This window comes from Sphingomonas sp. URJC2 (genome assembly GCF_059803575.1).
In genome coordinates, this window is record NZ_JAPFGX010000038.1 from 1 (window position 1) to 26,954 (window position 26,954).

A 26,954-nucleotide genomic window follows, 5' to 3' on the forward strand; every position below is an offset into this window, starting at 1 on the left:
GGCCCGCACCCCCACCCGGCCTCCCAACGGCAGGATACACTGTGGGAGGCCGGGTGGGGGTGCGGGCCGGTGCCGCGATCAGACAAAAACTCCCGGTGCCGTTCTTCCCAACAAACCATTCTTCCGGGTCAACCGCGCCCAAACACCCCGCTCAGCCCTTGGGCAGGCGCCGGGCGAACAACAGCCGGTCGGCGTCGGTGAAGCCCTTGCGCCAAGTCAGCCAGCCATAGCTGACCAGGATCGCCGGCACGCCCACCGCCAGTTCCAGCCATTCGGGCACTTCGGTGGCGACAAAGCCGATCACCGCCGCCACCGCCACCGCCCACACCAGCGCCCAGCGCCAAGGTGAGACCGGCGCGTCGAGCAGCCGGGCGAGCAGCCGCGCCTTGAGCACCGCCCCGAGGCCGAGCGCCAGCGGCAGCGCCAGCGCCGGGCCGAGCGCCTGCAGCGATGCGGGCAGGCCGGCGGCGCGCGCGCCGAGGATGAAGGCAAAGCTCAGCCCCAGCTGCACGGCGATGGTCGCGACCGAAATCAGCATGTTGCGGTGCCGCGCGACATAGACGAGCGCCGATTCGGCCACCACGCCGGTCGCCGCCACCACTTCGGCGACCATCAGGAACACCAAGGCGCCGGTGCCGGCGACGAATTGCGGCCCGGCCAGCCCCATCACCGCCTCGCCGGGGATGGTGAGGGCAAGCGCGATCCCCGCCTGTGCGGCGATGATCCAGAAGCCGACCTGGCGCACCTGCTGCGCCACCGCCGCGCGGTCGCCCTTTTGCAGATTCTGGGTGATGACCGGCCCGAGGATCGGGTCGAAGCTGGTCTTGAGCTTTTGCGGCAGGGTGACGATCTGCTGCGCGACCCAATAGATGCCGACCACCCCCGGCGCGAAGAACAGGCCGAGGATCGCCCGGTCGATGTTGCGCGTCGCCCATTCGATGGCATCGGCGGCGGCAAGCGGCGCGTTGCGGCGCGCAAGGCGGAACAGCTCGGCCGGGCGCGGCGACCAGCCGCGCGGCAGGCCATAGCTTTTGAGCATCGGCCACAGCGAGGCGATGAGCGCGGCGAGCAGCGACAGCACATAGGCGATGATCAGCCCGTCGCGCGTCGAATAGAAATGCAGCGCAAAGGCGGCGATGCTGATCGTCCAGGGCTCGATGATCGCCCGCGCGCGCACCGTGGCGGCGACGTTGAGCTGATAGGCGCAGGCGGCGAGCGCGACATCGGACCAGGCGAGCGCGAAGATGGTGAGCGGCAGCAGCCCGTCCAGCCCGTTCAGCCGGCTGTTGGGGAACATCAGTTCGGGAAAGGCGATCAGCCCGCCTGCCGCCAGCGCCGACGCGCAGCCCGCGACCAGCAGCCCGTCCCAGACGATATGGGTGTGCGGCCGGTCGGTCGCGGCAAGCTGCTGGGCAAGGCCGCGCTTCAGCCCCAGCGTCGCCAGCTGGGCGGCAAACTCGATCACCAGGATCGCATAGGCGAACCGCCCCAGCGCCTCGGGCCCGTAGAGCCGCCCGGCGATGAACAGGAACGGGATGCGCGCCAGCAGGCGCAGCACGAAACCGAGCACATTGGTGCGCCCGCCCTTGGCAAGACTGGCCAGATCGCGGTCGGCGGCCGGGGCGGCGCTGTTTTCCATCCCCTTCCCTTATGCGTGCCGCCCGGCTTTTTCCACCGGCACCGCGCCAATGGAGGACGGGCCGAGGGCAGGCGGGCGGTTCAGGGCGCGGGCGGGGTGTAGAGATCCGGGATGAACGGCACCGGCAGCGTCTCGAACGCGGGCCGGGCGAAATAATAGCCCTGGAACAGATCGATCCCCAGATCGGCGAGGCAGCGAAACTCGGCCTCGGTCTCGATCCCTTCGGCGATCACGCGCACGCCAAGGCTCTGGCAGACGACGACGATGCCGCTGACAATGGCCCGGCGCGTGCGATCATGATCGATTCCGCGGATCAGCCCCATGTCGATCTTGATGAAATCGGGCTGGAAATCGGCCAGCAGGTTGAGCCCGGCATAGCCGGCGCCGAAATCGTCGATCGCGGTCTTGAAGCCCATTTCGCGATAGGCCCGCAGGATCATGCGGATGCGTTCAGGCTCGCGGATCTGCTGATCCTCGGTGAACTCGAAAATGATGTTCTCGGTCGGAAACCGCTCGCGCCGGGCGGTCTCCAGCGTCGTGCGGATGCACAGTTCGGGCCGGTAGATCGCATTGGGCATGAAGTTGATCGACACGAACGCGGCCTGATCCGCGACGCCCAGCCGCGCCGCCAGTTCGATCGCCCGCACGCGGCAGCGCTGGTCGAATGCATAGCGATTGACCTCGTCGACCACCGCCAGCACCTCGGCCGCGCCGGCGCCGACCGGCCCGCGCACCAGCGCCTCATAAGCGAACACCTTGGCCTTGGCCGGCTCGACAATGGGCTGGAACGCCATGCTGAAATCGACCGGAAAGGACTGGCCGTCGCGGCAGCCGACGCACCCCGCCGCCCGCACCGCTGCGGCCGCCCCGCCGCCCTCGCCATCGGGGCCGAGCGCGAATGTGCCTCTGGCGTCCATGTGCATCTCCATCCGCTTGCGGGCCGCCGGCCGCACGTCCCCTCCGCCTGCCGCGCAGATGGCTTAAGGACGGTAAATCGCGCGCTCCGGCATAGCCCGTGCCGCAGATCCAACCGGCCCCGGAGCCGCTCTAATGCGCGCCCCCCCAGCTTGGTCCATGGCCGATCTCGACCGCGAGCGGGACGCTGAGCGGCACTGCCGGTTCGGCAGCGCTTTCCATCACCCGGCGGATGACCGCCGATGCCGGCTCGACCTCCGCCTCGGGGACTTCGAACACCAGTTCGTCATGCACCTGCAGCAGCATCCGCACGCCGGTCAGCCCCGCGGCCGTCAGCGCCGGCTGCATCCTGACCATTGCGCGCTTGATGATGTCGGCGCTCGTCCCCTGAATGGGGGCGTTGATCGCCGCGCGTTCCGATCCCTGCCGCTCGGCCTGGTTCTTGGACGACAGGCGCGGGAAATGCGTCTTCCGGCCGAACAAGGTCGTCGTATAGCCGCAGGCGCGCGCGCTGGTCAGCGTGTCGGCGATATAGCGGCTGATGCCGGGAAAACGCTCGAAATAGCGGTCGATCATCGCCTGCGCCTCGTCGGGCGTCACGCCCAGCCGCCCGGCCAGCCCCCAGCGCGAAATGCCGTAGAGAATGGCGAAGTTGATCGTCTTTGCGCGCCCGCGCGTGTCGCGGTCGACATGGCCGAACAGCTCGGTCGCGGTCAGCGCATGAATGTCCTGCCCCTCGGCAAAGGCGGCCTTGAGCGCCGGCACATCGGCCATGTGCGCGGCCAGCCGCAGCTCGATCTGGCTGTAGTCGGCGGCCAGCAGCACATGCCCCGGCTCGGCCACGAACGCCTCGCGGATCTGGCGGCCGATTTCGGTGCGGATCGGGATGTTCTGCAGATTGGGTTCGGTCGAGGACAGCCGCCCGGTCTGCGCGCCGGTCAGCGAATAGGAGGTGTGGACCCGCCCGTCCTCCGGGCTGATCGACTCCTGCAGGGCGTCAGTATAGGTGGATTTGAGCTTCGACAGCTGCCGCCAGTCGAGCACGCGGCGGGCGATTTCGACGCCGTCGCCGGCCAGCCGCTCCAGCTCGGTCACATCGGTCGAATAAATGCCGGTCTTGCCGCGCCGTCCGCCCTTCAGGCCCATTTTCTCAAACAGGATCTCGCCCAGCTGCTTGGGGCTGCCAATGGCAAAGCTCTGCCCGGCGAGCGCGAACACCTCCGCCTCAATCCCGGCGATCGACTGGGCGAAATCGCGCGACAATCCCGCCAGCCGTGCGCGGTCGACCTTGATCCCCGCCCGCTCCATCGCCGCGATCACCGGCACCAGTGGCCGGTCGACCATCTGATAGACGCGCGTCGCCGCCTCCGCCGTCAGCCTGGGGCTGAAGCGCCGCCACAGCCTGAGCGTCACGTCCGCATCCTCCGCCGCATAGCGGGTGGCGGTGGCAAGATCGACCTGATGGAAGCCGAGCGCCTTCTTGCCGGTGCCGGTCACATCCTTAAAGCTGATGCAGCGATGGTTGAGGTGCGTCTCGGCCAGCTCGTCCATGCCGTGCCCGCCAAGCCCGGCATCGAGATCGAAGCTCATCAGGATGGTGTCGTCGAACGGCCGCACCTCGATCCCGTGGCGGGCGAGCACGACCATGTCGAACTTGAGATTATGGCCGATCTTCAGCACGCTTTCATCGGCGAGCAGCGGCTTTAAACGGTCGAGCGCTTCGGCCGGCGGAATCTGCGCCGGGAAATCCGCGCCCAGCAGATCGCCCCCGCCATGGCCGAGCGGGATATAGCAGGCGCGGTTGGGCGCGAGCGCCATGCTGACCCCGACCAGCCGGGCGTGAAACGCATCGCGGCTGTCGGTTTCGGTGTCGATGGCGACATGGCCCTGCGCGCGCGCCTCGGCGATCCAGCGGTCGAGCGCGGCCAGATCGAGCACGGTTTCATAGGCGGCATGATCGCAGGGCGGATCATCGGGCAGCGCCGGGCTGACCCCCGACGGGGTGACTGCATCGGTCACGCTTTCCAGCCGCGCCAGCAAGGATCGGAAGCCGTGATGTTCAAGAAAGGCGCGCAGCGGCGCCTCGGGAATGCCTTGCAGCGCCAGTGCGTCGAGCGGCTGGGCGAGTGCCGCATCCTCCTTCAGCCGCACCAGTTCGCGCGACAGGCGGGCGGCATCGGCATGTTCGATCAGATTGTCGCGCAGCCGCCCCGGCTTCATCGCCGGCGCAGCGGCGAGCACCGCCTCGACGCTGCCATGCTCCTGGATCAGCTTGGCCGCGGTCTTCGGCCCGATGCCGGGCACGCCGGGAACATTGTCGACACTGTCGCCCATCAGCGCCAGCACCTCGCCCAGCAGATGCGGCGGCACGCCGAATTTTTCCTCCACATCCGGCGCGCCCAGCCGGCGGTTGTTCATCGTGTCGAGCAGGTCGAGACCCGGCTGGATCAGCTGCATCAGATCCTTGTCGGACGACACGATCGTGACCGACCAGCCCTCAGCCAGCGCGGCGCGGGCATAGCTGGCGATCAGATCATCGGCCTCCAGCCCCGCTTCCTCGATGCAGGGCAGCGAGAATGCGCGCGTCGCATCGCGGATCATCGGGAATTGCGGCACCAGATCCTCGGGCGGCGGCGGGCGGTTGGCCTTGTAGGCATCGTACATGCCGTGGCGGAACGATTCGCCGCTGGCGTCGAGGATGACCGCCATATGCGTCGGGCCGTCCGCCTTGTGCAGCGCATCGGCCAGCTTCCACAGCATTGTCGTATAGCCATAGACGGCACCCACCGGCTCGCCATGCCGGTTGGTGAGCGGCGGCAGCCGGTGATAGGCGCGAAAGATATAGCCGGAGCCGTCGACCAGATAGAGATGGGGCATGAAAAGGGGATAGCGCCGGCCGCCGATCCGCGCCAGCATGGCGTCATGGTTCCGGAGGGGCAGAACACCCCAACAGGCGGGCGGGACGGCACGGATGATGGAGCAACGCACGCAAGAGGCCCGGGCGCTGTCGGAGGCTCTGCGCGAAAGCGAGGAGCGGCTGCGGCTGGTGCAGGCCGCAGGCGGCGTCGGCAGCGTGGATTTCGACCTGCGCACCGGCATGGTCTGGCGGTCGGATGAATATATCGCGCTGCACGGCATGCCTGCCGACACGCCGCGCCGCGACCGTTATTCGCGCGACTGGCTCGACCGCGTTCATCCCGACGACCGCCAACAGGTGCAGGCCTGGCTGACCGCCGATGCGGCCGCGCCGTGCGAGTTCGAGCATGAATACCGGATCGTGCGCGGCGATACCGGCGAGACGCGCTGGCTGATCAGCCGCGGGCGCGTCACCGCCGATGCCGAAGGGCGGCCGCTGCGGCTGCTGTCGATGCAGACCGACATCACCGACCGCAAGCGGGCCGAGCTGGACATCGCGTTCCGCGCCGACCTGTCGGACGCGCTGCGCCGGATCGGCGACCCGGTCGAGGTGCTGCGCACCGCCGCTGCCCGGATCGGCATGCATCTGCGCGCCGATTATGCCTGTTTCGGGGAAATCGATCCCGGTTCGCAATGGGCCGAAGTCCATGCCGCATGGGCCAGCGAGGACGGGCCGGACATGCTCGGCCGCTTTCCGCTCAGCGATTTCAGCCCGGAAATGGTCGCGCGGCTGACCGCCGGTCAGGCGGTCATGCTGCCCGATATCGGCACCCGCGCCGATGTGTCGGTGCAGGTGCGCCAGCTTGGCGTGCGCGCGATCCTGGACGTGCCGATCGTGCGCGACGGCAGGCTGGTCGCGGTGCTGGCCGTCTATCAGCGCACCCCCAGGGCCTGGCACAAATCCGACATCGACATCGCCTGGCTGGTCGCCGAGCGCGCCGGGGAAGCGGTCGAACGCGCCCAGGCCGAACGCGCGCTCAGGGCCAGCGAGGAACGGATGCGGCTGGCGATTGCCGGCACCGGCATCGGCACGTTCGACATGGACGTGACGACCGGGACGATCATCTGGTCCGACACCGCGTTCCAGCTGCTCGGCCTGCCGGTCGCGCCCGACGGGCGGGCGACGCTGCTGGACTGGCTTGCGCGGCTGCACCCGGATGAGATGACGCGCACCCCGGCCCTGCTCGCCGAAGCGGCGATGCGCCCGGGGCCATGGGAAATCACCCACCGCATCGTCCGCGCCGATACCGGCGAAACGCGCTGGATGCAGGCGCTGGGGGTGATCATCGGCGCGGTCGACAGCGCGCGCTCGATCGGGGTCGTCATCGACGTCACCGAACGCAAACGCTTCGAACTGCGCCAGGCATTCCAGCTGGGGCTGGCCGAGAAGCTGCGCACCGCCACCTCGACCCGCGCCGCGACCGAGGCGATCGCAGCGATGATCGCCGCCGAACTGGGGGTGGACAGCGCCGGCTTTGTCGAGGTCGACATCGCCAGCCGCACCGCCTGGGTGATCGCCGGCCATGGCCGGGTGGCCGAAAAGCTGGCGCATCAGCCCTGGAGCTTTGCGGGAACCGAAGGGCCGCTGCGCGGCGCGGCGCGCGCCGACCTGATGGCCGGCCGCACCTTTGTGCTTGCCGATCTGGCCACCGATCCGCGCACCGCGCCCATCGCCGCGGCCGCACAGGGCATGATGGGCGCGCGCGGGCTGATTCTGGTGCCGCTGATGCGTGGCGGGCTGGTGTCGACGCTGCTTTATGTCCAGTCCGCAACGCCGCGCGCCTGGACAACGGACGAGATCGCGCTGGTCGAGGATGCGGCGGCGCGCACCTGGGAAGCGCTGGAGCGGCTGCGCGCCGAAGATGCGGTGCGCCGGGCGAACAGCGCGCTGGCCGATCAGGTGGCGGCGGCGGTCGCCGAGCGCGAAGCCGCGCTCCAGCAGCTGCACCAGCGCCAGAAACTGGAGACGATTGGCCAGCTGACCGGCGGGATTGCCCATGATTTCAACAATCTGCTGACCCCGATCACCGGCGCGCTCGACCTGTTGCAGCGCCGGCTGGGCGAGGATCCCCGGCTGGGCCGGCTGATCGCGGGCGCGCTGCAATCGGCCGACCGCGCCCGCATCCTGATCCAGCGGCTGCTGGGCTTTGCGCGCCGCCAGCCGCTCAATCCGGTGCCGCTCGATCTGGGCGCGCTCATCGACAATATGCGCGACCTGCTGGCGAGTTCCATCGGGCCGACGATCCGGCTGACGGTCGATATCCCCGCCGATCTGCCGATGGCGCGTGCCGATCCCAACCAGCTTGAACTGGCGGTCCTGAACCTGTGCGTGAACGCCCGCGACGCCATGCCCGAAGGCGGGCAGATCGCGATTGCCGCATCGGCCGAGGATGCGGCGGCCGCCCCGGCCGAACTGGGCCTGGCGCGGGGCCGCTATGTCCGCCTGTCGGTCAGCGACACCGGCACCGGCATGGACGAGGACACGCGGCGGCGCGCGGTCGAGCCGTTTTTTTCGACCAAGACCAAGGACAAAGGCACGGGGCTGGGCCTGTCGATGGTGCACGGGCTGGCCGCACAGCTGGGCGGCGCGCTCGCCATCGCCAGCCGTCCGGGCGCGGGCACCTCGATCACGCTATGGCTGCCGCTCGCCGCCGGCAGCTGGCGGCCGGCGGCAACGGCGCCGCATGCGCGGCTGCAACCGGCACGGCCGCTCAGCGTGCTGCTGGTCGATGACGAGCCGCTGGTCAGGATGAGCACCGCCGAGATGCTGGACGAGCTGGGCCACCATGTCGCCCAGGCCGGCCATGCGCGCGACGCCCTCGCCCTGCTGGACGAGCGGCCGTTCGACCTGCTGATCACCGATTACATGATGCCCGATGTCAACGGCCTGCAGCTTGCCGCCACCGCGACCGGCCGCCGCCCCGAGATGCCGGTGCTGATCGTCACCGGCTATATGGGCCTGCACGACCGCGACGACCGGCCGCCGGTGCTGATCAAGCCGTTCACCCGCGACGAGCTGGAACGGGCGGTGACGCGCGCGATCGGGCTGCGCGCGCTGACCTGACCCGCCGGGTCAGATCAAGCCGGGCGCGCCCGCGCCATGAAATGCCGGCGGCACAGCGCGACATAGCGGTCATTGCCGCCAATCTCGGTCTGCGCGCCGTCGACGACCGGGCGGCCGGCGGCGTCGATGCGCATGTTCATCGTCGCCTTGCGCCCGCATTCGCATACCGCCTTCAGCTCGATCAGCTCATCGGCAAGCGCAAGCAGATGCGCACTGCCCTCGAACAGCTCGGCCCGGAAATCGGTGCGCAGCCCGTAAGCGAGCACCGGCACCCCCAGCTCGTCGGCGACGGCGGCAAGGGCGAACACCTGCGCGCGGGTGAGAAACTGCGCCTCGTCCACCAGCACACAGGCAAGCGGCCCGGCCGCCTTGCGCGCGGCGATCGCGGCATGAAGATCGGTGTCCGGCCCGAACACATGCGCCGGCGATTCCAGCCCGATGCGCGAGGTGATGACCCCCGGCCGGTAACGATCGTCGACGGCGGCGGTGAACAGCATCGTGTCCATCCCGCGTTCGCGATAGTTGAAGCTCGCCTGGAGCAGCGTCGTCGATTTGCCGGCGTTCATCGACGCATAGTAGAAATAGAGCTTAGCCAAGCGCCGCCTCCAGCCGCGCCTGCGCCTGTGCCGCGCCGATCAGCGGCAGCAGCGCCGCCATGTCGGGGCCATGATCCTGGCCGGTGAGCGCGCGCCTGAGCGGCAGGAACAGCGCCCGGCCGGTCCGCCCGGTTTCCGCCTTGAGCGCGGCGGTGAGCGCCGCCCAGGGCGCCCCGGCCCAGTCCAGCCCCGGCAGCAAGGCGAGCGCATGGCGCAGATATTCGGCATCGGCCGGATCGGCCAGGCAGGCGACCGGCCCGGTGACCACCGCCCACCAGCGCGCGGCATCGGCGAGCGTGTCGAGATTGGGGCGCACCGCATCCCAGCCGCGCGCATCCATGCCCGCGGGCAGCCGGTCGGCCACCTGCGCGAACGGCATCAGATGCAGGCACTGGGCATTGAGCCGGGCAAGTTCGGTCTCGTCGAACCGCGCCGGCGCGCGGCCGAAGCCGGCAAGATCGAAGCGTTCGACCAGCGGGGCCAGCGTCGCCACCGGCTCGACCGGCAGGCTGGTGCCGATCCGCGCCAGCTTGGCGGCAAGCGCGACCGGTTCGATCCCGGCGGCGCGGAAATGATCGCTGTCGGCCGATCCCAGCCGCTTGGACAGCTTGCCCTCGCCGCCCACCAGCAGCGCCTCATGCGCAAAGGCCGGCGGCGCGGCACCCAGCGCCTCGAACATCTGCACCTGCACGGCGGTGTTCGAGACATGATCCTCGCCTCGCACGACATGGGTGATGCCAAGATCGATATCGTCGATCACCGAGGGCAGCAGATACAGCCAGCTGCCATCGGCGCGGCGGATGACCGGATCGCTGATCCGCGCCGGATCGAAACGCTGCGCCCCGCGGATCAGATCGTCCCAGACGATCGGCCGGTCATGATCGAGGCGGAAGCGCCAATGCGGGCTGATCCCCTGCGCCGCGCGCGCGGCGCGGGCATCGGCGTCAAGGGCGAGCGCCGCCCGATCATAGACCGGCGGCAGGCCGCGGCCGAGCTGGATCTTGCGCTTCAGCTCAAGCTCTTCGGGGGTTTCGTAACAGGGATAGACGCGCCCCTGATCGACCAGCGCGGCAAAGCGCGCCTCGTACAGCGCGGTGCGCGCCGACTGGCGCACCTCGCCGTCGCGTTCGAGGCCCAGCCAGTCCAGATCCGCGCGGATCGCGTCGACAAAGGCCTCGGTCGAGCGCGCGGCATCGGTGTCGTCGATGCGCAGCCAGAACTGCCCGCCATGCCGCCGTGCATAGAGCCAGTTATGGAGCGCGGTGCGCAGATTGCCGACATGCAGCCGCCCGGTCGGCGACGGTGCGAAGCGGGTGACGGTCATTGCTCGCTCCGGAAGCCATGGGTGATCGGATAACGCCGGTCGCGGCCGAAATTGCGCGTGCCGAGCTTGACCCCCGGCGGGGCCTGACGGCGCTTATATTCGGCGACATGCAGCAGCCGCTCGATCCGCGCGACCATCGCCGGATCAAAGCCGCGCGCCGCGACCTCGGCGACCGACAGCTCTTCCTCGACCAGCCCGTGCAGCACCTGATCGAGCACATCATATTCGGGCAGGCTGTCGGCATCCTTCTGATTGTCGCGCAGCTCGGCCGAGGGCGGCTTGGTGATCACCCGTTCGGGCATCACCGGCCCCGCCGGGCCAAGGGCATCGGCCGGGCGGTTGGCATTGCGCCAGCGCGACAGCGCGAACACCGTCGTCTTGTACGCATCCTTGAGCACCGAATAGCCGCCGGCCATGTCGCCATAGATGGTCGCATAGCCGACCGACATCTCGCTCTTGTTGCCGGTGGTCAGCAGCATATGACCATGCTTGTTGCTGAGCGCCATCAGCGTGACGCCGCGCACGCGCGACTGGAGATTTTCCTCGGTCAGGTCCGGCCCACGCCCGGCAAACAGCGGCGCAAGCATCGCCTCGAACGCATCGACGGCGGGCATGATCCCGACCGTGTCGAGCCGAACCCCCAGCAGCCGCGCGCATGCGGCCGCATCTTCGAGCGAGTCCGCGCTGGTGAAGCGCGACGGCAGCATCACGCACCACACCCGCTCCGCCCCCAGCGCATCGACCGCGACTGCGGCCGACAGGGCGCTGTCGATCCCGCCCGACAGGCCAAGGACGACGCCCGGAAAGCGATTGGCGTTCACATAATCGCGCAGCGCCACGACCATCGCCCGATAGATGTCGGCCGGATGGCGGTCGAGCACGGCAAGTTCGCCGGGCGCACAGCGCCAGCCATCCGCCCCGCGCGTCCAGCGGGTATGCGTCAGCGCCTCGGCAAAGGCCGGCAGCTGATGGGCAAGCGTGCCATCGCCGTTCATCACGAACGACGCGCCGTCGAACACCAGCTCGTCCTGCCCGCCGATGCGGTTGACGAAGACGAGCGGCAGCCCGGTCTCGCCCACGCGCCGCGCCGCCACCTCGCGCACCCGGCGCTCGCCCTTGCCGATTTCATAGGGGCTGCCATGCGGCGACAGGATGATGTCCGCCCCCGCCGCCGCCAGATGCGCGCAGACGCCGGGAAACCAGATATCCTCGCAGATGGCGACGCCCAGCTTCACCCCGCGAAACGGGATCGGCGCGGGCAGCGGGCCGGGCGAGAACCAGCGTTTCTCATCGAACGTGCCATAATTCGGCAGTTCATGCTTGGCCGTGACCGCCGCCACCCGCCCCTGATCGAGCAGCGCGATGACGTTGAACAGCCGGCCATGTTCCATCCGCACCGATCCGACCAGCATCGCCGGCCCCGGCGTCGCGGTCAGCGCGGCCAGCCGTTGCAGCTCCGCCTCGGCGCGGGCGATGAGCGCGGGCTTCATCACCAGATCCTCGGGCGGATAGCCGATCAGCTGAAGCTCGGGGAAGACGATCAGATCGGCATCGCCGGCACAGGCGCGGGCGGCGCGCATCGCCTCGGCATTGGCGGCAAGGTCGCCCACCTTCTGGCCGGTCTGGCAGATCGCAATGGCAAGGCTGTCGGTCATGCCCCCGCGTCTAGGCCGGGCGGGCGCGCGCCGCAACGCGCGGCTGCGCCGATGGCTGGCGGGGACGATTGGTCCGGTGCGGGGCTTTGCGTTCCGGGCCGGGCGGCTCTAAGGGCACGGCGACAGGATCATGACAGGCGTTGGGGCGAAGGCGATGAAACTTCTTTCGGGCAATGCGAACCACCCGCTGGCCCAGGCGATTGCCGAATATCTGGAAATGCCGCTCACCGAGGCGAGCGTGCGCCGCTTCGCCGACGAGGAAGTGTTCGTCGAGATCCACGAAAATGTCCGCGGCGAGGATGTGTTCGTCATCCAGCCCACGGGCTTTCCGGCCAATGACAATCTGATGGAGCTGCTGATCTGCATCGATGCGCTCAAGCGCGCATCGGCCAAGCGGATCACGGCGGTCGTCCCCTATTTCGGCTATGCCCGGCAGGACCGGAAGCCGGGGCCGCGCACGCCGATTTCGGCCAAGCTGGTGGCCAATCTGATCACCGTCGCGGGGGCAAGCCGCGTGCTGTCGGTCGATCTTCATGCCGGGCAGATCCAGGGCTTTTTCGACATTCCGACCGACAATCTCTATGCCGCGCCGGTGATGTCGGCCGACATTCTGGCGCGCTGGCCGGCGGAAAATCTGATGGTCGTGTCGCCCGATGTCGGCGGCGTGGTGCGCGCCCGCGCGCTCGCCAAGCGGCTGAACAACGCGCCGCTGGCGATCGTCGACAAGCGCCGCGAGCGCCCCGGCGAATCCGAGGTGATGAACATCATCGGCGACGTGACCGGGCGGTTCTGCATTCTGGTTGACGACATTGTCGATTCGGCGGGCACGCTGTGCAACGCCGCCGCCGCGCTGCGCGAGGCCGGCGCGCAGGATGTGGTCGCCTATGTCAGCCACGGCGTGCTGTCGGGCGGCGCGGTGGCGCGCGTCGATGCCTCGGCGCTGACCGAACTGGTGATCACCGACTCGATCGCCCCGCCCGAGGCGGTGCAGCAGGCCAAGCGCATCCGCACGCTGACCATCGCCCCGCTGCTCGCCGAAGCGATCAAGCGCATCGCCGATGAAAGCTCGGTGTCGTCGCTGTTCGACTGAGCGGGGTTGATTGTTGCGCGCCTCATGGCGCGGGGGCGGCACCGGATTGTTTGTGCTGCGCCTCTCGGCGCAGGGGCGGCACCGGCCCGCACCCCCACCCGGCCTCCCAACTGCAGGATACGCTATGGGAGGCCGGGTGGGGGTGCGGGCCGGTGCCGTTCTTCCCAGACAAACCACTCCCGGTGCCGTTCTTCGCAATCACAAACTTCCGGTGCCGCTCATCCGGGCAGATACCCCCTACCCCGCAATCGCGCGCCAGCTGGCGGCGATTTCGGCGATCGCTCCGGCGGTCGCGCGCAGCTGGGCGGGGTCGTTGGCGACGCTTGCCTGCATGATTTCGGCCCGCGCGCCGCGATAGAAGCGCGACAGCGTCTGGGCGACCTCGCCGCCGCGGGTGAAATCCAGCCCGGCTTCGAGCGCGAACAGCAGGGCGAGCGCCTTGGTGATGCGCGCGCTCTTGGCGGCATAGTCGCGCGCCGCCATCGCCCGCTCGGCAAGCCGCAGGCACATCAGCGCCTCGTCATAGAGCAGGCCGACCAGCGCATGACGGTCCGCGCCGCCGACGCGGCTGGCGAGATCGACCTGGCGATAGGTTTCGATCGGGTCACGCGCGAGGCGCGAGGCATAGCTCATCGCTCGGCCGTCCAGCTCTTGATCTGCTGATCAAGGAAGCTCTGCGTCGCGCGATAGGCGGACACGCGGGCATCCATGCCGGCAAACTGCCGCGTCAGCCGGGTGCGCAGCTGATCGGCCTCGCGCACCAGCTCGCTCTGTTCGGTGGCGAGCTGGCGGCTCAGCCGCTGAAAGCCGGCCTCGCTCGCGGCGATACCGCCGCCGCGCCGGGTGAGATCGGCCGACATCTGGCGCAGCTCGCGGCCCAGCCCGACGGTCAGCATCCGCTCGACCGCCGCGCCATTGTCGGCCAGCACGCGCTGCAACCGTGCCTGATCCAGCACCAGCGTGCCGTCGCGGGTGGTGCCCACCCCCAGCTCGCCCAGCGTCAGCGGTTCGCCGGGGGCGGCGGCCGGATTGATCTGGCGGTTGGTCAGCCCGCCCAGCCGCGCCATGAACGCCCGCCCGCCGGCATCGCCCGACAGCACGCCCGCGACCGGATCGGTGTCCTCGCGCGCAATGCCGATCAGTTCATTGTAGGTGGCGACGATATCGGCAACCGCCTGCGCAAGGCCGGCGGTCTGCGGCGCGGTCGTCACCGCGACCGGGCGGCCCGGTTCGGCGCGGACGAGATCGAGGCGGATGCCCGGCACCAGATCGGCGATGCTGTTGCCCGGCCGGCGCACGGCAACGCCATCGACCGCGACCACGCTGTCCCCGGCCTTGCGCGTCACCGTCATCGCGGCAGCCCCCGGCGCAAAGGCAAAGGCCGCCAGCCCCGGCGCGGCCGGATCCTCGGCGACGGCGATCGTGAACCCCTGTTCGACGCCGGTCGGCCCCTTGATCGACAGGCGCGCGCCATCGGCATCGCTGATCACGCTGGCGGTCAGCCCGGCGCGGGCGGCGTTGATCGCGCCCGCCAGCCCCTGCAGACTGTCATTGCCCTCGCCGATGGTGATCGTCACCGGCGCGCTGCCGGGTCGGGGCGCAAGCCCGTTCGGCACATCGCCCGCCCAGTCGACCGTCCCCAGGCTGATCGTCAGCTGCCCGCGGCCGACCGGGGCCGACCGGCCGGGCAGCAGCGGCGACGTCACCACCTGCGTGGCGGCCAGCTGGCGCACCTCGATTTCGGCCGACAGGCCGGCGACATTGGCCCCCGGCAGGCGGCCGACGCCGAGCACGCCCGGATCGGCGCTTGCCGGCTGGGTGGACAGGCTGCCGCTGTCGACCAGACTGCCGAGCGCGGTCGAAAAGCCCGACAGGCCGCTGCGCAGCCGGCTGAGCGCCGAGATCTGCGCGGACAGGCGTTCCTGCCGCGCGCCGATCTCGCGGGTGCGGTTGGCGAACTGGGCATCGACAAGCTGACTGACCAGCGCCTTGGTGTCGATGCCGGCCCCTTGGCCGAGCGCCTGAGTGATGGAGGTCATGGGTCGCGATCCTTTGCCCTCAAGATCGGCCGCGCGGGGCAAAGCTTAAGCGGGTAAGCCGGCTTAATTAGCGCCGCTGGGGCGCGCCATGTTCGTCGAACAAGGCGCTGTCCGGCACCAGCACCGCCGGCTGGCCGCCGCCCGCGCGCAGATTGACCCCGAACACGAACGCCAGCACCGTTGCCACCGCGACATAGAGATCGTCGCGGATCTGCTGCCCCTCGCGGCTGGTGAAATAGACGGCGCGGGCAAGGCTTGGATATTCGAGCACCGGCTTGTCCAGCTCGCGCGCCAGTTCGCGGATGGCGAGCGCCTTTGCGCCCCGGCCCTTGGCGACGACCACCGGCACCTCGTCCTGCCCGCGTTCATAGCGCAGCGCGACCGAGAAATGGGTCGGGTTGGTCAGCACCACATGCGCGCCCGCCACCGCGCCGCGCATCCCGCCTTTCAGGATCTCGCGCTGGCGCTGGCGCTGGGCGGCCTTCAGCTCGGGCGCGCCTTCGCTTTCCTTATGCTCGTCCTTCACCTCCTGCCGGGTCATGCGCAGCCGGCTGCGCAGCCGGATCGCCTGCACCGGCACGTCGATGGCGGCGATCACCGCCAGCCCGCCCGCCATCGCCAGCAACAAGGTGACGAAGCTGCCGCCAAGCGCCGCCACCGCCGGGCCGAGCGCCGCCGCCGGCAGGCCGAGCGCCAGCCCCTTCATGCCCAGCAGCATCCACGCGCCGATCCCGCCCAGCAGCGCGACCTTGAGCAGCCCCTTGCCCAGTTCGATCAGCCCCTGAGTGCCGAACATCCGTTTCAGCCCGGCGGCGGGATTGATGCGCGATGCCTTGAACCCCATCAGCGCGGGGTTGAAGCGCGCGCCGCCCAGCCCGGCCTGCGCGGCGATGCCGGTGATCATGGTCAGCGCAAACAGCCCGGCAAGCGACGGTGCCAGAACCAGCAGCGCCGCGCGCAGCGGCCGCCAGGGCGCGAAATCGGCAATGTCCCCCCGGCCAAAGGCGAGCGAGTCGCGCAGCACCGCCTTCAGCGCCTCGACCAGCGCCGGCCCCGCCAGCGCCAGCCAGGCGACCCCGCCCAGCACCACCGCCGCCGTCGCCAGCTCGCGGCTGCGCAGCACCTCGCCCTTGTCGGCGGCGTCGCGCTGTCTTTTCGGGGTTGGCGCTTCGGTCTTTTCGCCCGCCGTCTCCGCGCTCATCGGCCGAGCACCAATGAACTGGCCGCCGCCAGCCCCTCGCGCACGATCTGGCCCATCTGCTCGCCCATCGCGGGAAAGGCGATGGCGAGCGCGACCAGCCCGGTGGCGAGGCTGGCGGGCAGCCCGACCGCGAACAGGTTGAGCGCCGGGGCCGAGCGCGACAGCATCCCGACGATGATGTTGAGGCTGAGCAGCGTGAAGCCGACCGGCAGCGCCAGCAGCAGCCCGGCGGCAAAGGCATGGCCGCCGAACATCGCGATGTCGCGCAGCTGCGCGGGCTTCAGCCACGCATCGCCGGGCGGCAGCACACCATAGCTGCGCACCACCAGATCGACGAGCAGCAAATGCCCGTCGAGCGCGAGGAACAGCAGCGTCATCACGATGGTCAGGAACTGGCCGAGCGCGGGGCTGGAGGTGCCGGCCTGCGGATCGATGGAGGTCGCAAAGCTCAGCCCCATGACGCCGCCCAGCGCCTCGCTCGCCACCAGCGGCCCGGCAAAGGCGATCTGCAGCACGAAGCCGAGCGCCAGCCCGACCAGCGCCTCCTGCATCACCTGCACCAGGGTCAGCGCCGAAAACACCGCCGCGGGCGCCGCGACCGGGGCATGGCCGGTCACCAGCACGGCGATTGCTCCGGCGAGGATGATCCGCACCGGCAGCGGCACGGCGACCGCGCCGAACACCGGCGCGGCGATGAACGCCGCACCGACGCGCACCATCACGAACAGCAGCGAAAACAGCGCCGGTTCGACCATCGGCAGGCCGAGGCCGAGCATGTCAGCGCACCAGTTCCGGAATGCGTTCGAAGATCGACACGGTGAAATCGCCGATCAGGCCGAGGATCAGCCCGCCGAAAATCGCGATCGACAGCCCGACCACGACCAGCTTGGGCACGAACGACAGGGTCGCCTCGTTGATCGAGGTCGCCGCCTGCACCATGCCGAGCAGCAGCCCGGCCAGCAGCGCAGGCACGAGGATCGGCGCGGCGGCAAGCGCCAGCACCCACATCGCCTCGCGCCCGACGCCGATGAAATAGGATGCGTCCACCGATCCGCCCCCCCCGTCAGCCGACGAAACTGTTGGCAAGCGACCCCATGGTCAGCGCCCAGCCATCGACGAGCACGAACAGCAGCAGCTTGAACGGCAGCGAGATGATCGTCGGCGACAGCATCATCATGCCCAGCGCCATCAGCACGCTTGCCACCACCAGATCGATGATCAGGAACGGCAGAAAGATCAGGAACCCGATCTGGAACGCGGTCTTCAGCTCCGACGTCACGAAGGCCGGCAGGGCGATGGAAAAGGGAATGTCGGCAGGCCGCGCGAACGGCCCCTTCTTGGCCAGCGTCGAGAACATCTGCAGGTCCTTGACCCGCGTCTGCTTGATCATGAAGCCGTGCATGACGTCGCCCGACCGGCGGATCAGCTCTGACGCCTGAATGCGCCCGGCGGCATAGGGTTCGACGGCCTGCGCATTCACCTGCGACAGCACCGGGGACATCACGAACAGGGTCAGGAACAGCGACAGGCCGATCAGCACCTGATTGGGCGGCGTCTGCTGCAGCCCCAGCGCCTGACGCAGGATCGACAGCACGATGATGATGCGGGTGAAGCTGGTCATCATCAGCAGCAGCGACGGCAGCACCGTCAGCAGCGACATGATGATCAGGATCTGGAGCGACAGCGACAGCGGTGCCTCGCCGCCCGTGTTCGCCCGGCCGCCGCTGCTGCCGATATCGGCGAGCGCGCGGTCAAGCGCCTCGGGCGCGCCCGGGCGCGCCGGGACGGCGGGAGCTGAAACCGGAGCAACCGTCTGGGCAAGCACCGGGGCCGCACCCGTCAGCGCGGGGGCCGCGAACAACAGGGTGGCGGCAAGAAGCGCCGCCGGACGCCGGCGCATCCGCTCAGCCATGGGCGGTCTCCGCCCCGGCCGCACCGCCGGCCTTGGTCACCAACGTCACGCCGCCGCGCCCGACCGAGACGAGCAGCCGCTCGCCCTCGAAATCGATGACCGCGAGCCGCAGGCCCGGCGCGATCATCATCGTTTCCCTGACCGCGATCATCCGGTTGCCCGGCAGCCCCGGCAGCCGCGTTTCCAGCTTGCGCCACGCCCACAGGCACAGCACCAGCAGCCCGCAGACCAGCGGCAGCAGCAGCGCCAGCTTGAGCAGATAGGTGCCGATCACAGCGCCGCGCCCCCGGCCAGCCCGGCAGCCGCCGGATCGGCCAGCTCGGCGATGCGGATGCCGAACCGGTCGCCGACCGTCACCACCTCGCCCCGGCCGATCAGCGTGCCGTTGACGCGGATGTCGAGCAGTTCATTGGCATGGCGGTCGAGCTCGACCACGCTCGCCTCGCCAAGCGCGAGCAGCTCGCGCAGCTTGAGGTTCGCCCCGCCGACTTCGACCGACAGGCGCACATCCACATCCTGCAACAGCCGCAGATTGGCGGCCACGGCACCATCGACCGGCAGGCCCGCGCGGTTCATATCGTTCATGGCTGATCCTCATGGGCAAGGTGTTGATCGGGCGGGGTTTGAAGACGGCTGAGGCGGACGGCGGCACGGCCATTGGCCGCCCCCACCGCGCCGCGCGCGAACAGGCTGTCGGCAACCAGCACCGGCACATCGGGGCCAAAGCTGATCGGGATCACATCGCCGGGCTTGAGCGTGAGCAGCCGGGCGAGCGGCACCACCGGCTCGGCGAGCACGGTGCGCACCGGCAGCGGCACATCCATCACCACGCGGGCAAGACCCGCCAGCCAGGCCGGATCGGCGGCCGGGCGCGCGCGCGCGCCGCGCAACGACCACAGGCCGGCCACCGGCTTCAGCGCGGCGACCGGATAGATGAGGTCGAGCGCAACCGGCCGCGCCGCGCCGATGGTCAGGACAAAACGGGTGACGAGCACGCGTTCATCAGGCTCGATCGCCGCGAGCATGGCGGGATTGGCCTCCATCCGCCCGGCAGTGAAATCGATCCCGGCAAGCTCGGCCCAGGCGGTGCGCAGCTGGCCGGCAATGCCGCCCGCCAGCCGCGCGGCCATCGCCTCGGCCGCCGGGCTGAACTCGGCCGGGGGCGCGGCAGGCAGCGCACCGGGGCCGCCGAAATACAGATCGACCAGCTGGCTGACAAAGCCGCCATCGAGCATCAGCACCAGCTCGCGGTCGAGCGGTGCCATCGCGATCGGCACCGCACAGGCCAGCCCGCCGCCACGCGCGTCGCGATAGGCATCGAACCGGGCATTGGCCACCGGCTCCGCCTCGATCCGCACCGGACGGCGCAGCATCGGCTCGAACAGCCCGCGCAGCCCGCGCGCCAGCCGCTGATTGACCCGCGCCAGCGCCGCCAGATCGCCCGGCGAACGCTGCCCGGCCCCGGCCAGCGTGTCGGCATGGCTGGCCCGGACGGGATCAGCCCGATCAGGCGCGCCCCGTGCACGGGCATTGTCAGCAAAGGCGGGTTTTTCAGCCATCTAGATGGTTACTGAACGATAAAATTGGTAAAATAGACGTTACCGACGCCGCCAAAGCCTTCCTTTTCCTTAAGCGTCGCGTTGATCGCGCGGGCGAGCCGCTGCTGCAGATCCTTTTTGCCGGCGGCGGTGAACACCTGTTCCTCATCGGTCTCGCCCAAAGTCAGCAGCACCGCCGAGCGCACTGCCATTTCATGCGTCTTCAGATTGTCGATGACGCGCTGGTCGTAATTGGTCGCGACCGCCAGCCCGACCTGGATCAGATGGGCGCTGTCCTTGAGGTTGGAGGTGAACTCCCGCTCCAGCTGGAAATAGGTCGATTCATATTTGGGCGCGCCGGGGGCGGGCGCAGTCTCGGCCGGCGTTTCGGCATCGGCGCGCATGCCCTTGGGCACCAGCTGCGGCCCGGCGGGCGCGGCGACGCCCGGCCTGCCGCCGACCAGCCCTGACGTCATCAGGAACATGGTGCCCCCCGCGCCGATCCCGGCGAGCAGGATCATGCCGCCGATCAGCAGCAGCGGCGAACGGCGTTTGGGGGTGGGCGGCGGGGCGGCACTGGCCATGGCGGATCAGGCTCCTTGTTGCAGGCGGAGGGGGATGTTCAGGCGATGCGGTCGGCGCGTGCCGATGCCGCGGGCCGGGCGGCGGCGCGGCGCGGCGGCGGGGGGGCGGATGGCGGCTCCTGCGGCGGTTGACGCTGGCCGGACTGGCCGAACGGACCGCCCGACAGCGCGGCATCGATGCTCGACTGGGCAAGGCGCAGCCCGCGCGCCTCGGCCAGCTCGTGCAGCCTTGGCTGGGCATCGGCGAGCAGCGCGCGCGCCTGCGGCGTGTCCGCCGCCAGCTCGACATGCATGCCGTCGCCGCGCTCGACGATGCGGATATCGACCGCGCCCAGCGCATCGGGCAGCAGCCGGATGCGCGCCGCCCGCGCGCCGCCTTCGGCCTGGCTGTCGGTGATCTGGGCGATCATCGCCTGCATCCAGTCATTCCGCCCGGTGTCGATCTGGGGTTCGGGCGCGCGCACCGGCGCTGCCGCCGCCGCAGCGCCCGGCAGCAGGGGCGGCGGAAGCGGCGCGGGCGCTGCCGGGGCAGCGGCCCCGGTGTCGGGCAATGGGGCAGAGGTTCCGCCAATGCTCTGACCGGCGGCAATCGCCGGCTTTGGACCATCCGGCGCGGCGTCGCGCAGCGGATCGGGCCCGAGCCGTGCGGCCCGCAGCGCGCGGCCCGACAGCAACGGCCCACCCGCCCGGTCGGCGGCGGGCAGCGCCACAGCGGCGGCACCATCGGTCGCGGGGCCGCCCGGCATGGCCAACGCCCCCGGCATGACGGGTGCGGCGGTCGCGGGCAGTGGCGGCGCGGCAGCTGTAGGGGCCGAACCCGGCACGCCCGGCTGCGCGCTCCCTTGACCGACTGGCGGAACGGCCGCCTGACCGAGGGGCTGGGCCACCGGATCGCCGGGCAACCCAGCCCGCGCCAGGGCAGGCAGCGCTGGCAGCGGAGCCAGTGGCGGCTGAGGCATTTGGAGCATCGGCGGCAGGGCGAGCGGATCGAGCAGGATCAGCCGCCCGCGCGTCCGCGCGCTAGGGCCGGCCTGTTCGGGCGCGTCCCCGCCCTCGGCCCCATCGGGCACGGCACCGGGCAACGGGGCAAAGCCCGGCAGCACCGGCAGGTCGGCAAGCGCACATCCCGGCCCGGCGGCAGCATCCTGCCGCCCGTCCGGCAAATCCTGGCCGGCCGGTGCCGGCAGCGACGCCCGCGTGATGCCGCCGATCAGCGCGGCAAAGCCGGGCGCGCCGCCCGGATCGGCAGCGGCGGGATCGGCGGGCGCGGGCGGCAGCGCCTTGGTGTGCGGCGCGGGGCTGGGGCCGAGGGAAATGCTGGTCATCGGCAGGTCTGGTCCGGCTGGCTGGTGTCAGCCGCTGTTCCGCAAGGTCCGTGCCAGACGCGGTGAAGGACGCGGGGCAGGCGGCAGATCTTCAAGCGCGCGGGCCTCGGCGGTGGCGCGTTCGGCGCGGGCGCGGTCGAGCAGTTTTTCGACCGCCTGACGGTCGCGGTTCGCGGCCTCGGCGGCCAGCCGGGCGGCGTCATGCGCGGCGCGTGTGGCGGCGATCCGCCGCGCGGCCTCGATCCGGCCATCGGCCAGCCGGCCGCGATAAAATGCCGCTGCGCCCAGCCCCAGCCCCCCGGCCATGCCGGTCTGCGGCCCGACCGCGTGGTGCAGCGCATCGAGCCGGGCGGCAAGATCGGTGGCGGCATGTTGCTGTTCGGCGGCGCGCAGCTGATCGGCGCGGGCAAGATCGCGGGCGACGGTGCGGACGCGCAGCATGCGGGCGAGCCGCCGGGGGTCGCGCGCCATCAGGGTGTGCCGAACACGCCGACCAGCTCGGCAACCGCATCGTCGAGGCCGACGCGCTGGTCGGCATCCTGCGCCAGATAGTCGAGAATGGCCGGGTGATAAGCGAGCGCGGCATCGATCGCCGGATCGGCACCGCCGCGATACGCCCCCATCAGGATCAGGTCGCGATTTTCCTCATATGTCGCGAGGTGGCGGCGCAGCGCGCGCGCGGCGGCGACATGCGCGGGATCGGCAATGTCGGTCATCACCCGGCTGACCGAGGGGCCGAGATCGATCGCCGGATAGACGCCGCGTTCGGCAAGCGCGCGCGACAGCACGATATGCCCGTCAAGGATCGCGCGCGCGCTGTCGACCACCGGGTCCTGCCCGTCATCGCCATCGGCAAGCACCGTGTAGATGGCGGTGATCGCGCCCGGGCCATGGGCATCGGCCCCGGCCCGTTCGATCAGCCCGGGCAGCATGGCGATGGCCGAGGGCGGATAGCCGCGCGCCGACGCCGGCTCGCCCAGCGCCAGCCCGATTTCGCGTCCGGCATGGGCGACGCGGGTCAGGCTGTCGATGATCAGCAGCACATTCAGCCCTTCGGCGCGATAGGCCTCGGCAATCGCGGTCGCGCGCATCGCGCCGCGGATGCGCAGCACCGGGGAATGGTTGGCGGGCACCGCGACCACCACCGCACGCGCGCGCGCCGCGCCGGCCAGCTTGGTTTCCAGAAAATCGCTGACCTCGCGGCTGCGCTCGCCGATCAGGCCGACAACGACGACATCGGCCGCAACCGCGCGCACGATCATGCCGAGCAGCACCGATTTGCCGACGCCCGATCCGGCCATGATGCCGACGCGCTGGCCGCGGCCGATGGTCAACAGCCCGTTGATCGCGCGCACGCCGACATCGAGCGGGCGGGTGACGCGGGCGCGGTCGAGCGGGTTCTGCATCCGCCCGGCCAGCGGCCAGCGCGCATCGCTGCGGATCGGGCCAAGGCCGTCGATCGGCTGGCCGCTGCCATCGATCACCCGGCCAAGCAGCGCCCGGCCGACCTGCGCCGCCCCCGGCGGACCAAGCGGCCTGACCGGCGCATCGGGCAGCAGCGCCGCCGGCCCGCCCAGATTCATCATCAGCAGATTGCCGCCGCGAAAGCCGATCACCTCGGCCTCGACCGCGGCCTGGCCCGCGCCGATCCGGCAGACGGTGCCGACCGGCAGCGCCAGCCCGCGCGCTTCCATCAGCAGCCCGTCATAGGCGACCAGCCGCCCGACCCGGTCGGGCGCGAGCGCGAGATCGATGGCAAGCGCGTCCAGACACGCCTCGGCATGGTGCTGGAGGCTCATGCGGTGGCGGGGCCAAGCGGCACGGCGTCGAGCGCGGCGTACAGCCGGGCCAACCACTGGTCCGGCCCGTCGCTGATGTCGCCGTCGCGCGTTTCGATGACAAAGGCCCCGCGCGCCAGCGCCGCATCGCCGGTCACGCTCAGGCCGGGCGGCAGCTGGCCGGCGATTGCCACCGCATCTTCGGGGTTGAGGCGCAGCACGGCCGGGGCCGTGCGGTCGACGATCAGCGCCGCCGCCGTCGCGATCCGCGCGGCGGTGAGCGCGGCGGGCGGCACCGCTTCGCCGACAATCTGGGTGCACAGATGGATGACGGTCGCGCGCAGCATTTCGCCAAGCCGGACGCGGTCGAGCGCCGCCATCTCGCCAAGCCGGTCGGCAATGGCGGTGAGCGCCGCGCCGGTCGCCCCGGCTGCGGCGGCTTCGGCACGCCCGGCCGCCAGCCCGGCGGCAAAGGCCTCGGCCCGGATCGCCCCGGCGTCGATTTCGACAGGTTGCGCCGGAGCGGGCGGGGCCTCGGCGGCACGCGGGCCGAACCGGCCATCGCCCATCGGGTCGAACGGGTCCCAGCCCGCGGTCGGCCGCGCACCCGGCGCGGCGGGGCGGAAATGGCGCGGCGCGGGGGCCGGGTCGTCGGGCGCGGGAGCCGCATCGGCGGGCGTCGCCAGCCCGGGCGCAAAGCCCGAATGCATGGTGGCCATCGCCGCGCCCAGCGCCCCGGCATCGACGGCGCGGGCGCGCGCGAACCGGTCAGACATAATCGTCGGACTGGTTGCCGAGGCGGATCGCGCCTTCCTTGGCAAGGCGGCGGGCGGTGGCCAGCATCTGGCGCTGCGCGTCGAGCACATCGCTCAGCCGCACCTGGCCGCGCGCATCGATTTCGTCGCGCACCGTATCGGCGGCGCGCTGCGACATCGCAGACAGGAAGATCGCGCGCGCATCCTCGTCCGCCCCGCGCAGCGCCAGCACCAGCACATCGCTGTCGACCGCGCGCAGCAGCGTGCCGAGGCTCTTGGGATCAAGGTCGAGCAGATGTTCAAACACGAACATCTCCTCCTCGATGCGCCGCGCGGTCTCGCGGTCGATCTTGGCGATGCGCGGCATCACCCGCTGTTCGACCCCGGCCCGCGCCTTGTTCATGATCGCCGCCGCCTCGCGCGTGCCGCCAAGCGGCAGGCCCGGCGCGCCCAGCCCCGGGCGGCGCGCCAGCAGGTCGCGCAGCATCGCGAGCGCATCGGGCGAAATCGGGCCGAGCGTCGCGATCCGGTGCAGCACATCGGGCTGCATCGGTTCGGGCAGATGCTCGATCACCTGCGCCGCCACCGCCGGATCGACATTGGCAAGCAGCACGGCGGCGACCTGCGGATGCTCGTCGCGCAGCAGCGCCGCCATGTCCTCCGGCTCCAGCCAGTCGAGCATCTCGATCGCGCACGCCTCTTCACGCGGGGTGATGCGCGACAGCACGGTGTCGGCGCGTTCGGGGCCGAGCGCCTTGGTCATCATCGTTTCGATCTGCGGGCGCGGATCAAAGCCGATGGCCGAACAGCTGCGCGCGCGGGCGACAAAATCGTCGAGCACGGCGGCAACCTGCGGCTCGGCGACATCGGCAACGGCGAACATCGCCTTGCCCAGCCGGCGGACCTCGTCGGGATCGAGCTTTTTGAGGATCGCCGCCGCTTCCTCGTCGCCGACGAGCATCATCAGCACCGCCGCCCTTTCGACGCCGGAAAAACCGCGCGGCGCGTTGCTGGGGGAAATCTGGGTCATGCCTCGGCCCTTTGGTCGGAACGGATCATGTCGCGCACGGCAAGCGCCGCGCGCTGCGGATTTTCGCGGGTAAAGTCGCGCACCAGCCGGACCTTGTCCTGATAGCCGGCGGCAGTATCGATCAGCGCCAGATCGGCGGCCGGATCGGCGGTGGGCGCGGCAGCGGCAGGCGCGGCCGGCACCGGCTCGGCGGCGCGGCGCGGCCGCTGGATCAGCCTAAGCAGCGGCCGCACGCCAAGCAGCAGGACAAGCAGCGCGACGATCAGCGCCGTGCCCTGGCGGGCGACGACCGGAAACCAGCCCGCCTCCCAGAACGGCGTCGCCGCCGCCTCCGGCCCGGCAAAGCGGCGCGACAGCACCGCCACCTGATCGCGGCGGCCGGCATCATAACCGACAGCGGCGCGGACCAGATCGGTCAGCTGGCGCAGCTCTTGCGCGCTGCGCGGCCGGCCACCTTCGGGATCGCGCAGCACGACCGCGACCGACAGGCGGCGGATCGCGCCGGGCGCGGCGCGCGTCACCGACACTTCGCGGTCAAGCTCATAGGACCGGGCGAACTGGTCGGTCTGCTTGACGGCGGGCGCAACGGGCGCGGCAGGCGGCGGGGCCGTGCCGGCCGCCGGCTGGGGCTGCGCCCCGGCACGGAGTTCGGAAGCCGGCGGCGGCGTGTTCGACAGCGTGCCGGGGATGCCGCCGGCAACAGGCGGTTCGGCCTGATTGCCGGTCCATTGCCCCTGTTCGGCGCGCAGCGCGCCCTGCTTGCCATAGGCCTCGCGCGTCGCCTGGGTTTCCGACAGATCGACCTCGGCCTGCACCTCGGCGGTGAAATTGCCCGCGCCGACCAGCGGGGTGAGCAACTGGGCGATCTGGGTGCGATATTTGCTTTCGACCTGACGCTGGAACTCCAGCCGCTCATCGGTTGCGGCCAGCGCCGCTCCGGCGGGCTTGCTGAGCAATGTCCCCGCGCCGTCGACGATGGTCACCGCCTCGGGCTTCATGCCGGGCACCGACGAGGCGACGAGATTGATGATCGAGCGCACCTGCGCATCGGCAAGCGCGCGGCCCGCCGCCAGCCGGACGATCACCGAGGCGGATGGCTGGGCGCTGTCGCGCACGAACACGCTTGCTTCGGGCATCGCCAGATGGACGCGGGCATCGGTCACGCCCTCGATCTCGCGGATCGAGCGGGCGAGTTCGGTCTCGCGCGCCTGGCGCAGCCTTTCGCCCTCGACCGCGCGGCTGACGCCCATCGGCAGCTGATCGAGCAGCGCATAGCCGCCGGGATCCGCCTTGGGCAGATTCTGCGCGGCAAGCAGCATCCGCGCCCGGTAATAATCATCCTCGGCCACGGTCAGCGTGCCGGTGGCGGGATCGATGCGGTGGGCGATGCCCGATTGTTCGAGCGCCTCGACCGCCGCCGCCTTGTCGGCATCGGCAAGGCCCGAAAACAGCGTCTTTTGTGGCGGTGCGGCCATCAGCGCCCAGGCCAGCGCTGCCGAACCGATCAGCCCGGCGATCCCGATGGCCGGCGCGCTGCGGCGCACGGCAGGCTGCGCCCAGAGCTGGCCGAGCGCGGCCAGCGGCGGCAGGCGG

At 70.6% G+C, this 26,954-nt stretch carries 24 protein-coding genes; 2 read left to right on the plus strand and 22 right to left on the minus strand.

What is annotated here, in order from left to right; translation table 11 throughout:
* Window positions 1-151: 151 nt before the first annotated feature.
* From OPU66_RS12155 to polA, 3 genes are all read right to left on the minus strand, one after another.
* On the minus strand, window positions 152-1,639 hold the full coding sequence (locus tag OPU66_RS12155; RefSeq protein ID WP_498553916.1) for a lipopolysaccharide biosynthesis protein: 1,488 nt from the start codon (window positions 1,637-1,639) through the stop codon (window positions 152-154).
* A gap of 80 nt (window positions 1,640-1,719) precedes the next feature.
* Window positions 1,720-2,556 (minus strand): EAL domain-containing protein, encoded by an 837-nt coding sequence (locus OPU66_RS12160; RefSeq protein ID WP_498553917.1) that lies wholly within the window; start codon window positions 2,554-2,556, stop codon window positions 1,720-1,722.
* A 130-nt stretch (window positions 2,557-2,686) separates the two neighbouring features.
* Entirely contained in the window at window positions 2,687-5,431 is a 2,745-nt protein-coding gene (gene polA, locus OPU66_RS12165; RefSeq protein ID WP_498553918.1) for a DNA polymerase I, read from the minus strand.
* A gap of 94 nt (window positions 5,432-5,525) precedes the next feature.
* Here polA and OPU66_RS12170 point away from each other — a divergent pair, with 94 nt between their 5' ends.
* Window positions 5,526-8,534, plus strand: coding sequence for a PAS domain-containing protein (locus OPU66_RS12170; RefSeq protein ID WP_498553919.1), 3,009 nt, complete (start codon window positions 5,526-5,528; stop codon window positions 8,532-8,534).
* A gap of 14 nt (window positions 8,535-8,548) precedes the next feature.
* On the opposite strand, the gene OPU66_RS12175 is transcribed toward OPU66_RS12170, so the two are convergent.
* The 3 genes from OPU66_RS12175 to OPU66_RS12185 are packed head-to-tail and all read right to left on the minus strand — an operon-like array spanning window position 8,549 to window position 12,109.
* Window positions 8,549-9,130, minus strand: a complete 582-nt coding sequence (locus OPU66_RS12175) for a thymidine kinase (protein WP_498553920.1) — start codon at window positions 9,128-9,130, stop codon at window positions 8,549-8,551.
* Window positions 9,123-10,454 (minus strand): glutamate--tRNA ligase, encoded by a 1,332-nt coding sequence (gene gltX, locus OPU66_RS12180; protein WP_498553921.1) that lies wholly within the window; start codon window positions 10,452-10,454, stop codon window positions 9,123-9,125. Before gltX ends, OPU66_RS12175 begins: the two co-directional genes overlap by 8 nt.
* A complete protein-coding gene (locus tag OPU66_RS12185; RefSeq protein ID WP_498553922.1) occupies window positions 10,451-12,109 on the minus strand; it encodes an NAD+ synthase in 1,659 nt (552 codons plus the stop codon). Before OPU66_RS12185 ends, gltX begins: the two co-directional genes overlap by 4 nt.
* A gap of 154 nt (window positions 12,110-12,263) precedes the next feature.
* Between OPU66_RS12185 and OPU66_RS12190 the strand changes: the two genes are divergently transcribed.
* On the plus strand, window positions 12,264-13,199 hold the full coding sequence (locus OPU66_RS12190; protein ID WP_498553923.1) for a ribose-phosphate pyrophosphokinase: 936 nt from the start codon (window positions 12,264-12,266) through the stop codon (window positions 13,197-13,199).
* 237 nt (window positions 13,200-13,436) lie between these two features.
* On the opposite strand, the gene OPU66_RS12195 is transcribed toward OPU66_RS12190, so the two are convergent.
* The 16 genes from OPU66_RS12195 to fliF all read right to left on the minus strand — a co-directional run bounded on the left by OPU66_RS12195 (window position 13,437) and on the right by fliF (window position 26,950).
* The gene (locus OPU66_RS12195) at window positions 13,437-13,832 is read right to left on the minus strand and encodes a flagellar export chaperone FliS (protein ID WP_498553924.1); all 396 of its coding nucleotides are present in this window, start codon (window positions 13,830-13,832) and stop codon (window positions 13,437-13,439) included.
* Window positions 13,829-15,238, minus strand: coding sequence for a flagellar filament capping protein FliD (gene fliD / locus OPU66_RS12200; RefSeq protein WP_498553925.1), 1,410 nt, complete (start codon window positions 15,236-15,238; stop codon window positions 13,829-13,831). Before fliD ends, OPU66_RS12195 begins: the two co-directional genes overlap by 4 nt.
* A 67-nt stretch (window positions 15,239-15,305) precedes the next feature.
* Window positions 15,306-16,439 (minus strand): EscU/YscU/HrcU family type III secretion system export apparatus switch protein, encoded by a 1,134-nt coding sequence (locus OPU66_RS12205; RefSeq protein WP_498553926.1) that lies wholly within the window; start codon window positions 16,437-16,439, stop codon window positions 15,306-15,308.
* Complete coding sequence (fliR, locus tag OPU66_RS12210; RefSeq protein WP_498553927.1) at window positions 16,436-17,215, minus strand: flagellar biosynthetic protein FliR; 780 nt, start codon at window positions 17,213-17,215, stop codon at window positions 16,436-16,438. The genes OPU66_RS12205 and fliR overlap by 4 nt, the downstream gene beginning before the upstream one ends.
* Window position 17,216: 1 nt before the next feature.
* Entirely contained in the window at window positions 17,217-17,486 is a 270-nt protein-coding gene (fliQ, locus tag OPU66_RS12215; protein ID WP_498553928.1) for a flagellar biosynthesis protein FliQ, read from the minus strand.
* A 16-nt stretch (window positions 17,487-17,502) separates the two neighbouring features.
* Window positions 17,503-18,351, minus strand: a complete 849-nt coding sequence (gene fliP, locus OPU66_RS12220; protein WP_498553929.1) for a flagellar type III secretion system pore protein FliP — start codon at window positions 18,349-18,351, stop codon at window positions 17,503-17,505.
* A complete protein-coding gene (locus OPU66_RS12225; RefSeq protein ID WP_498553930.1) occupies window positions 18,344-18,625 on the minus strand; it encodes a flagellar biosynthetic protein FliO in 282 nt (93 codons plus the stop codon). Before OPU66_RS12225 ends, fliP begins: the two co-directional genes overlap by 8 nt.
* On the minus strand, window positions 18,622-18,936 hold the full coding sequence (gene fliN / locus OPU66_RS12230) for a flagellar motor switch protein FliN (protein WP_498553931.1): 315 nt from the start codon (window positions 18,934-18,936) through the stop codon (window positions 18,622-18,624). The genes OPU66_RS12225 and fliN overlap by 4 nt, the downstream gene beginning before the upstream one ends.
* Window positions 18,933-19,910: a flagellar motor switch protein FliM gene (locus OPU66_RS12235; RefSeq protein ID WP_498553932.1), complete on the minus strand. Its 978-nt coding sequence runs from the start codon at window positions 19,908-19,910 to the stop codon at window positions 18,933-18,935. Before OPU66_RS12235 ends, fliN begins: the two co-directional genes overlap by 4 nt.
* An 8-nt stretch (window positions 19,911-19,918) precedes the next feature.
* A complete protein-coding gene (locus OPU66_RS12240; RefSeq protein ID WP_498553933.1) occupies window positions 19,919-20,473 on the minus strand; it encodes a flagellar basal body-associated FliL family protein in 555 nt (184 codons plus the stop codon).
* Window positions 20,474-20,511: 38 nt separating this feature from the next.
* On the minus strand, window positions 20,512-21,798 hold the full coding sequence (locus tag OPU66_RS12245; RefSeq protein WP_498553934.1) for a flagellar hook-length control protein FliK: 1,287 nt from the start codon (window positions 21,796-21,798) through the stop codon (window positions 20,512-20,514).
* 27 nt (window positions 21,799-21,825) lie between these two features.
* Complete coding sequence (locus tag OPU66_RS12250) at window positions 21,826-22,269, minus strand: hypothetical protein (RefSeq protein WP_498553935.1); 444 nt, start codon at window positions 22,267-22,269, stop codon at window positions 21,826-21,828.
* On the minus strand, window positions 22,269-23,597 hold the full coding sequence (locus tag OPU66_RS12255; protein WP_498553936.1) for a FliI/YscN family ATPase: 1,329 nt from the start codon (window positions 23,595-23,597) through the stop codon (window positions 22,269-22,271). Before OPU66_RS12255 ends, OPU66_RS12250 begins: the two co-directional genes overlap by 1 nt.
* Window positions 23,594-24,352 carry a FliH/SctL family protein gene (locus OPU66_RS12260; RefSeq protein ID WP_498553937.1) on the minus strand — a complete coding sequence of 253 codons (759 nt, stop codon included), beginning with the start codon at window positions 24,350-24,352 and terminating at the stop codon, window positions 23,594-23,596. Before OPU66_RS12260 ends, OPU66_RS12255 begins: the two co-directional genes overlap by 4 nt.
* On the minus strand, window positions 24,345-25,361 hold the full coding sequence (gene fliG, locus OPU66_RS12265; protein ID WP_498553938.1) for a flagellar motor switch protein FliG: 1,017 nt from the start codon (window positions 25,359-25,361) through the stop codon (window positions 24,345-24,347). The genes OPU66_RS12260 and fliG overlap by 8 nt, the downstream gene beginning before the upstream one ends.
* The gene (gene fliF / locus OPU66_RS12270) at window positions 25,358-26,950 is read right to left on the minus strand and encodes a flagellar basal-body MS-ring/collar protein FliF (RefSeq protein ID WP_498553939.1); all 1,593 of its coding nucleotides are present in this window, start codon (window positions 26,948-26,950) and stop codon (window positions 25,358-25,360) included. The genes fliG and fliF overlap by 4 nt, the downstream gene beginning before the upstream one ends.
* Window positions 26,951-26,954 lie beyond the last annotated feature (4 nt).

Excerpts from the sequence above, each read along its gene's own strand:
- OPU66_RS12155 (WP_498553916.1), bottom strand. The coding sequence starts at position 1,639 with ATGGAAAACAGCGCCGCCCCGGCCGCCGACCGCGATCTGGCCAGTCTT.
- OPU66_RS12160 (WP_498553917.1), bottom strand. The coding sequence starts at position 2,556 with ATGGACGCCAGAGGCACATTCGCGCTCGGCCCCGATGGCGAGGGCGGC.
- polA (WP_498553918.1), bottom strand. The coding sequence starts at position 5,431 with ATGCCCCATCTCTATCTGGTCGACGGCTCCGGCTATATCTTTCGCGCC.
- OPU66_RS12170 (WP_498553919.1), top strand. The coding sequence starts at position 5,526 with ATGATGGAGCAACGCACGCAAGAGGCCCGGGCGCTGTCGGAGGCTCTG.
- gltX (WP_498553921.1), bottom strand. The coding sequence starts at position 10,454 with ATGACCGTCACCCGCTTCGCACCGTCGCCGACCGGGCGGCTGCATGTC.
- OPU66_RS12185 (WP_498553922.1), bottom strand. The coding sequence starts at position 12,109 with ATGACCGACAGCCTTGCCATTGCGATCTGCCAGACCGGCCAGAAGGTG.
- OPU66_RS12190 (WP_498553923.1), top strand. The coding sequence starts at position 12,264 with ATGAAACTTCTTTCGGGCAATGCGAACCACCCGCTGGCCCAGGCGATT.
- OPU66_RS12195 (WP_498553924.1), bottom strand. The coding sequence starts at position 13,832 with ATGAGCTATGCCTCGCGCCTCGCGCGTGACCCGATCGAAACCTATCGC.
- fliD (WP_498553925.1), bottom strand. The coding sequence starts at position 15,238 with ATGACCTCCATCACTCAGGCGCTCGGCCAAGGGGCCGGCATCGACACC.
- OPU66_RS12205 (WP_498553926.1), bottom strand. The coding sequence starts at position 16,439 with ATGAGCGCGGAGACGGCGGGCGAAAAGACCGAAGCGCCAACCCCGAAA.
- fliR (WP_498553927.1), bottom strand. The coding sequence starts at position 17,215 with ATGCTCGGCCTCGGCCTGCCGATGGTCGAACCGGCGCTGTTTTCGCTG.
- fliP (WP_498553929.1), bottom strand. The coding sequence starts at position 18,351 with ATGGCTGAGCGGATGCGCCGGCGTCCGGCGGCGCTTCTTGCCGCCACC.
- fliN (WP_498553931.1), bottom strand. The coding sequence starts at position 18,936 with ATGAACGATATGAACCGCGCGGGCCTGCCGGTCGATGGTGCCGTGGCC.
- OPU66_RS12235 (WP_498553932.1), bottom strand. The coding sequence starts at position 19,910 with ATGGCTGAAAAACCCGCCTTTGCTGACAATGCCCGTGCACGGGGCGCG.
- OPU66_RS12240 (WP_498553933.1), bottom strand. The coding sequence starts at position 20,473 with ATGGCCAGTGCCGCCCCGCCGCCCACCCCCAAACGCCGTTCGCCGCTG.
- OPU66_RS12245 (WP_498553934.1), bottom strand. The coding sequence starts at position 21,798 with ATGACCAGCATTTCCCTCGGCCCCAGCCCCGCGCCGCACACCAAGGCG.
- OPU66_RS12250 (WP_498553935.1), bottom strand. The coding sequence starts at position 22,269 with ATGGCGCGCGACCCCCGGCGGCTCGCCCGCATGCTGCGCGTCCGCACC.
- OPU66_RS12255 (WP_498553936.1), bottom strand. The coding sequence starts at position 23,597 with ATGAGCCTCCAGCACCATGCCGAGGCGTGTCTGGACGCGCTTGCCATC.
- OPU66_RS12260 (WP_498553937.1), bottom strand. The coding sequence starts at position 24,352 with ATGTCTGACCGGTTCGCGCGCGCCCGCGCCGTCGATGCCGGGGCGCTG.
- fliG (WP_498553938.1), bottom strand. The coding sequence starts at position 25,361 with ATGACCCAGATTTCCCCCAGCAACGCGCCGCGCGGTTTTTCCGGCGTC.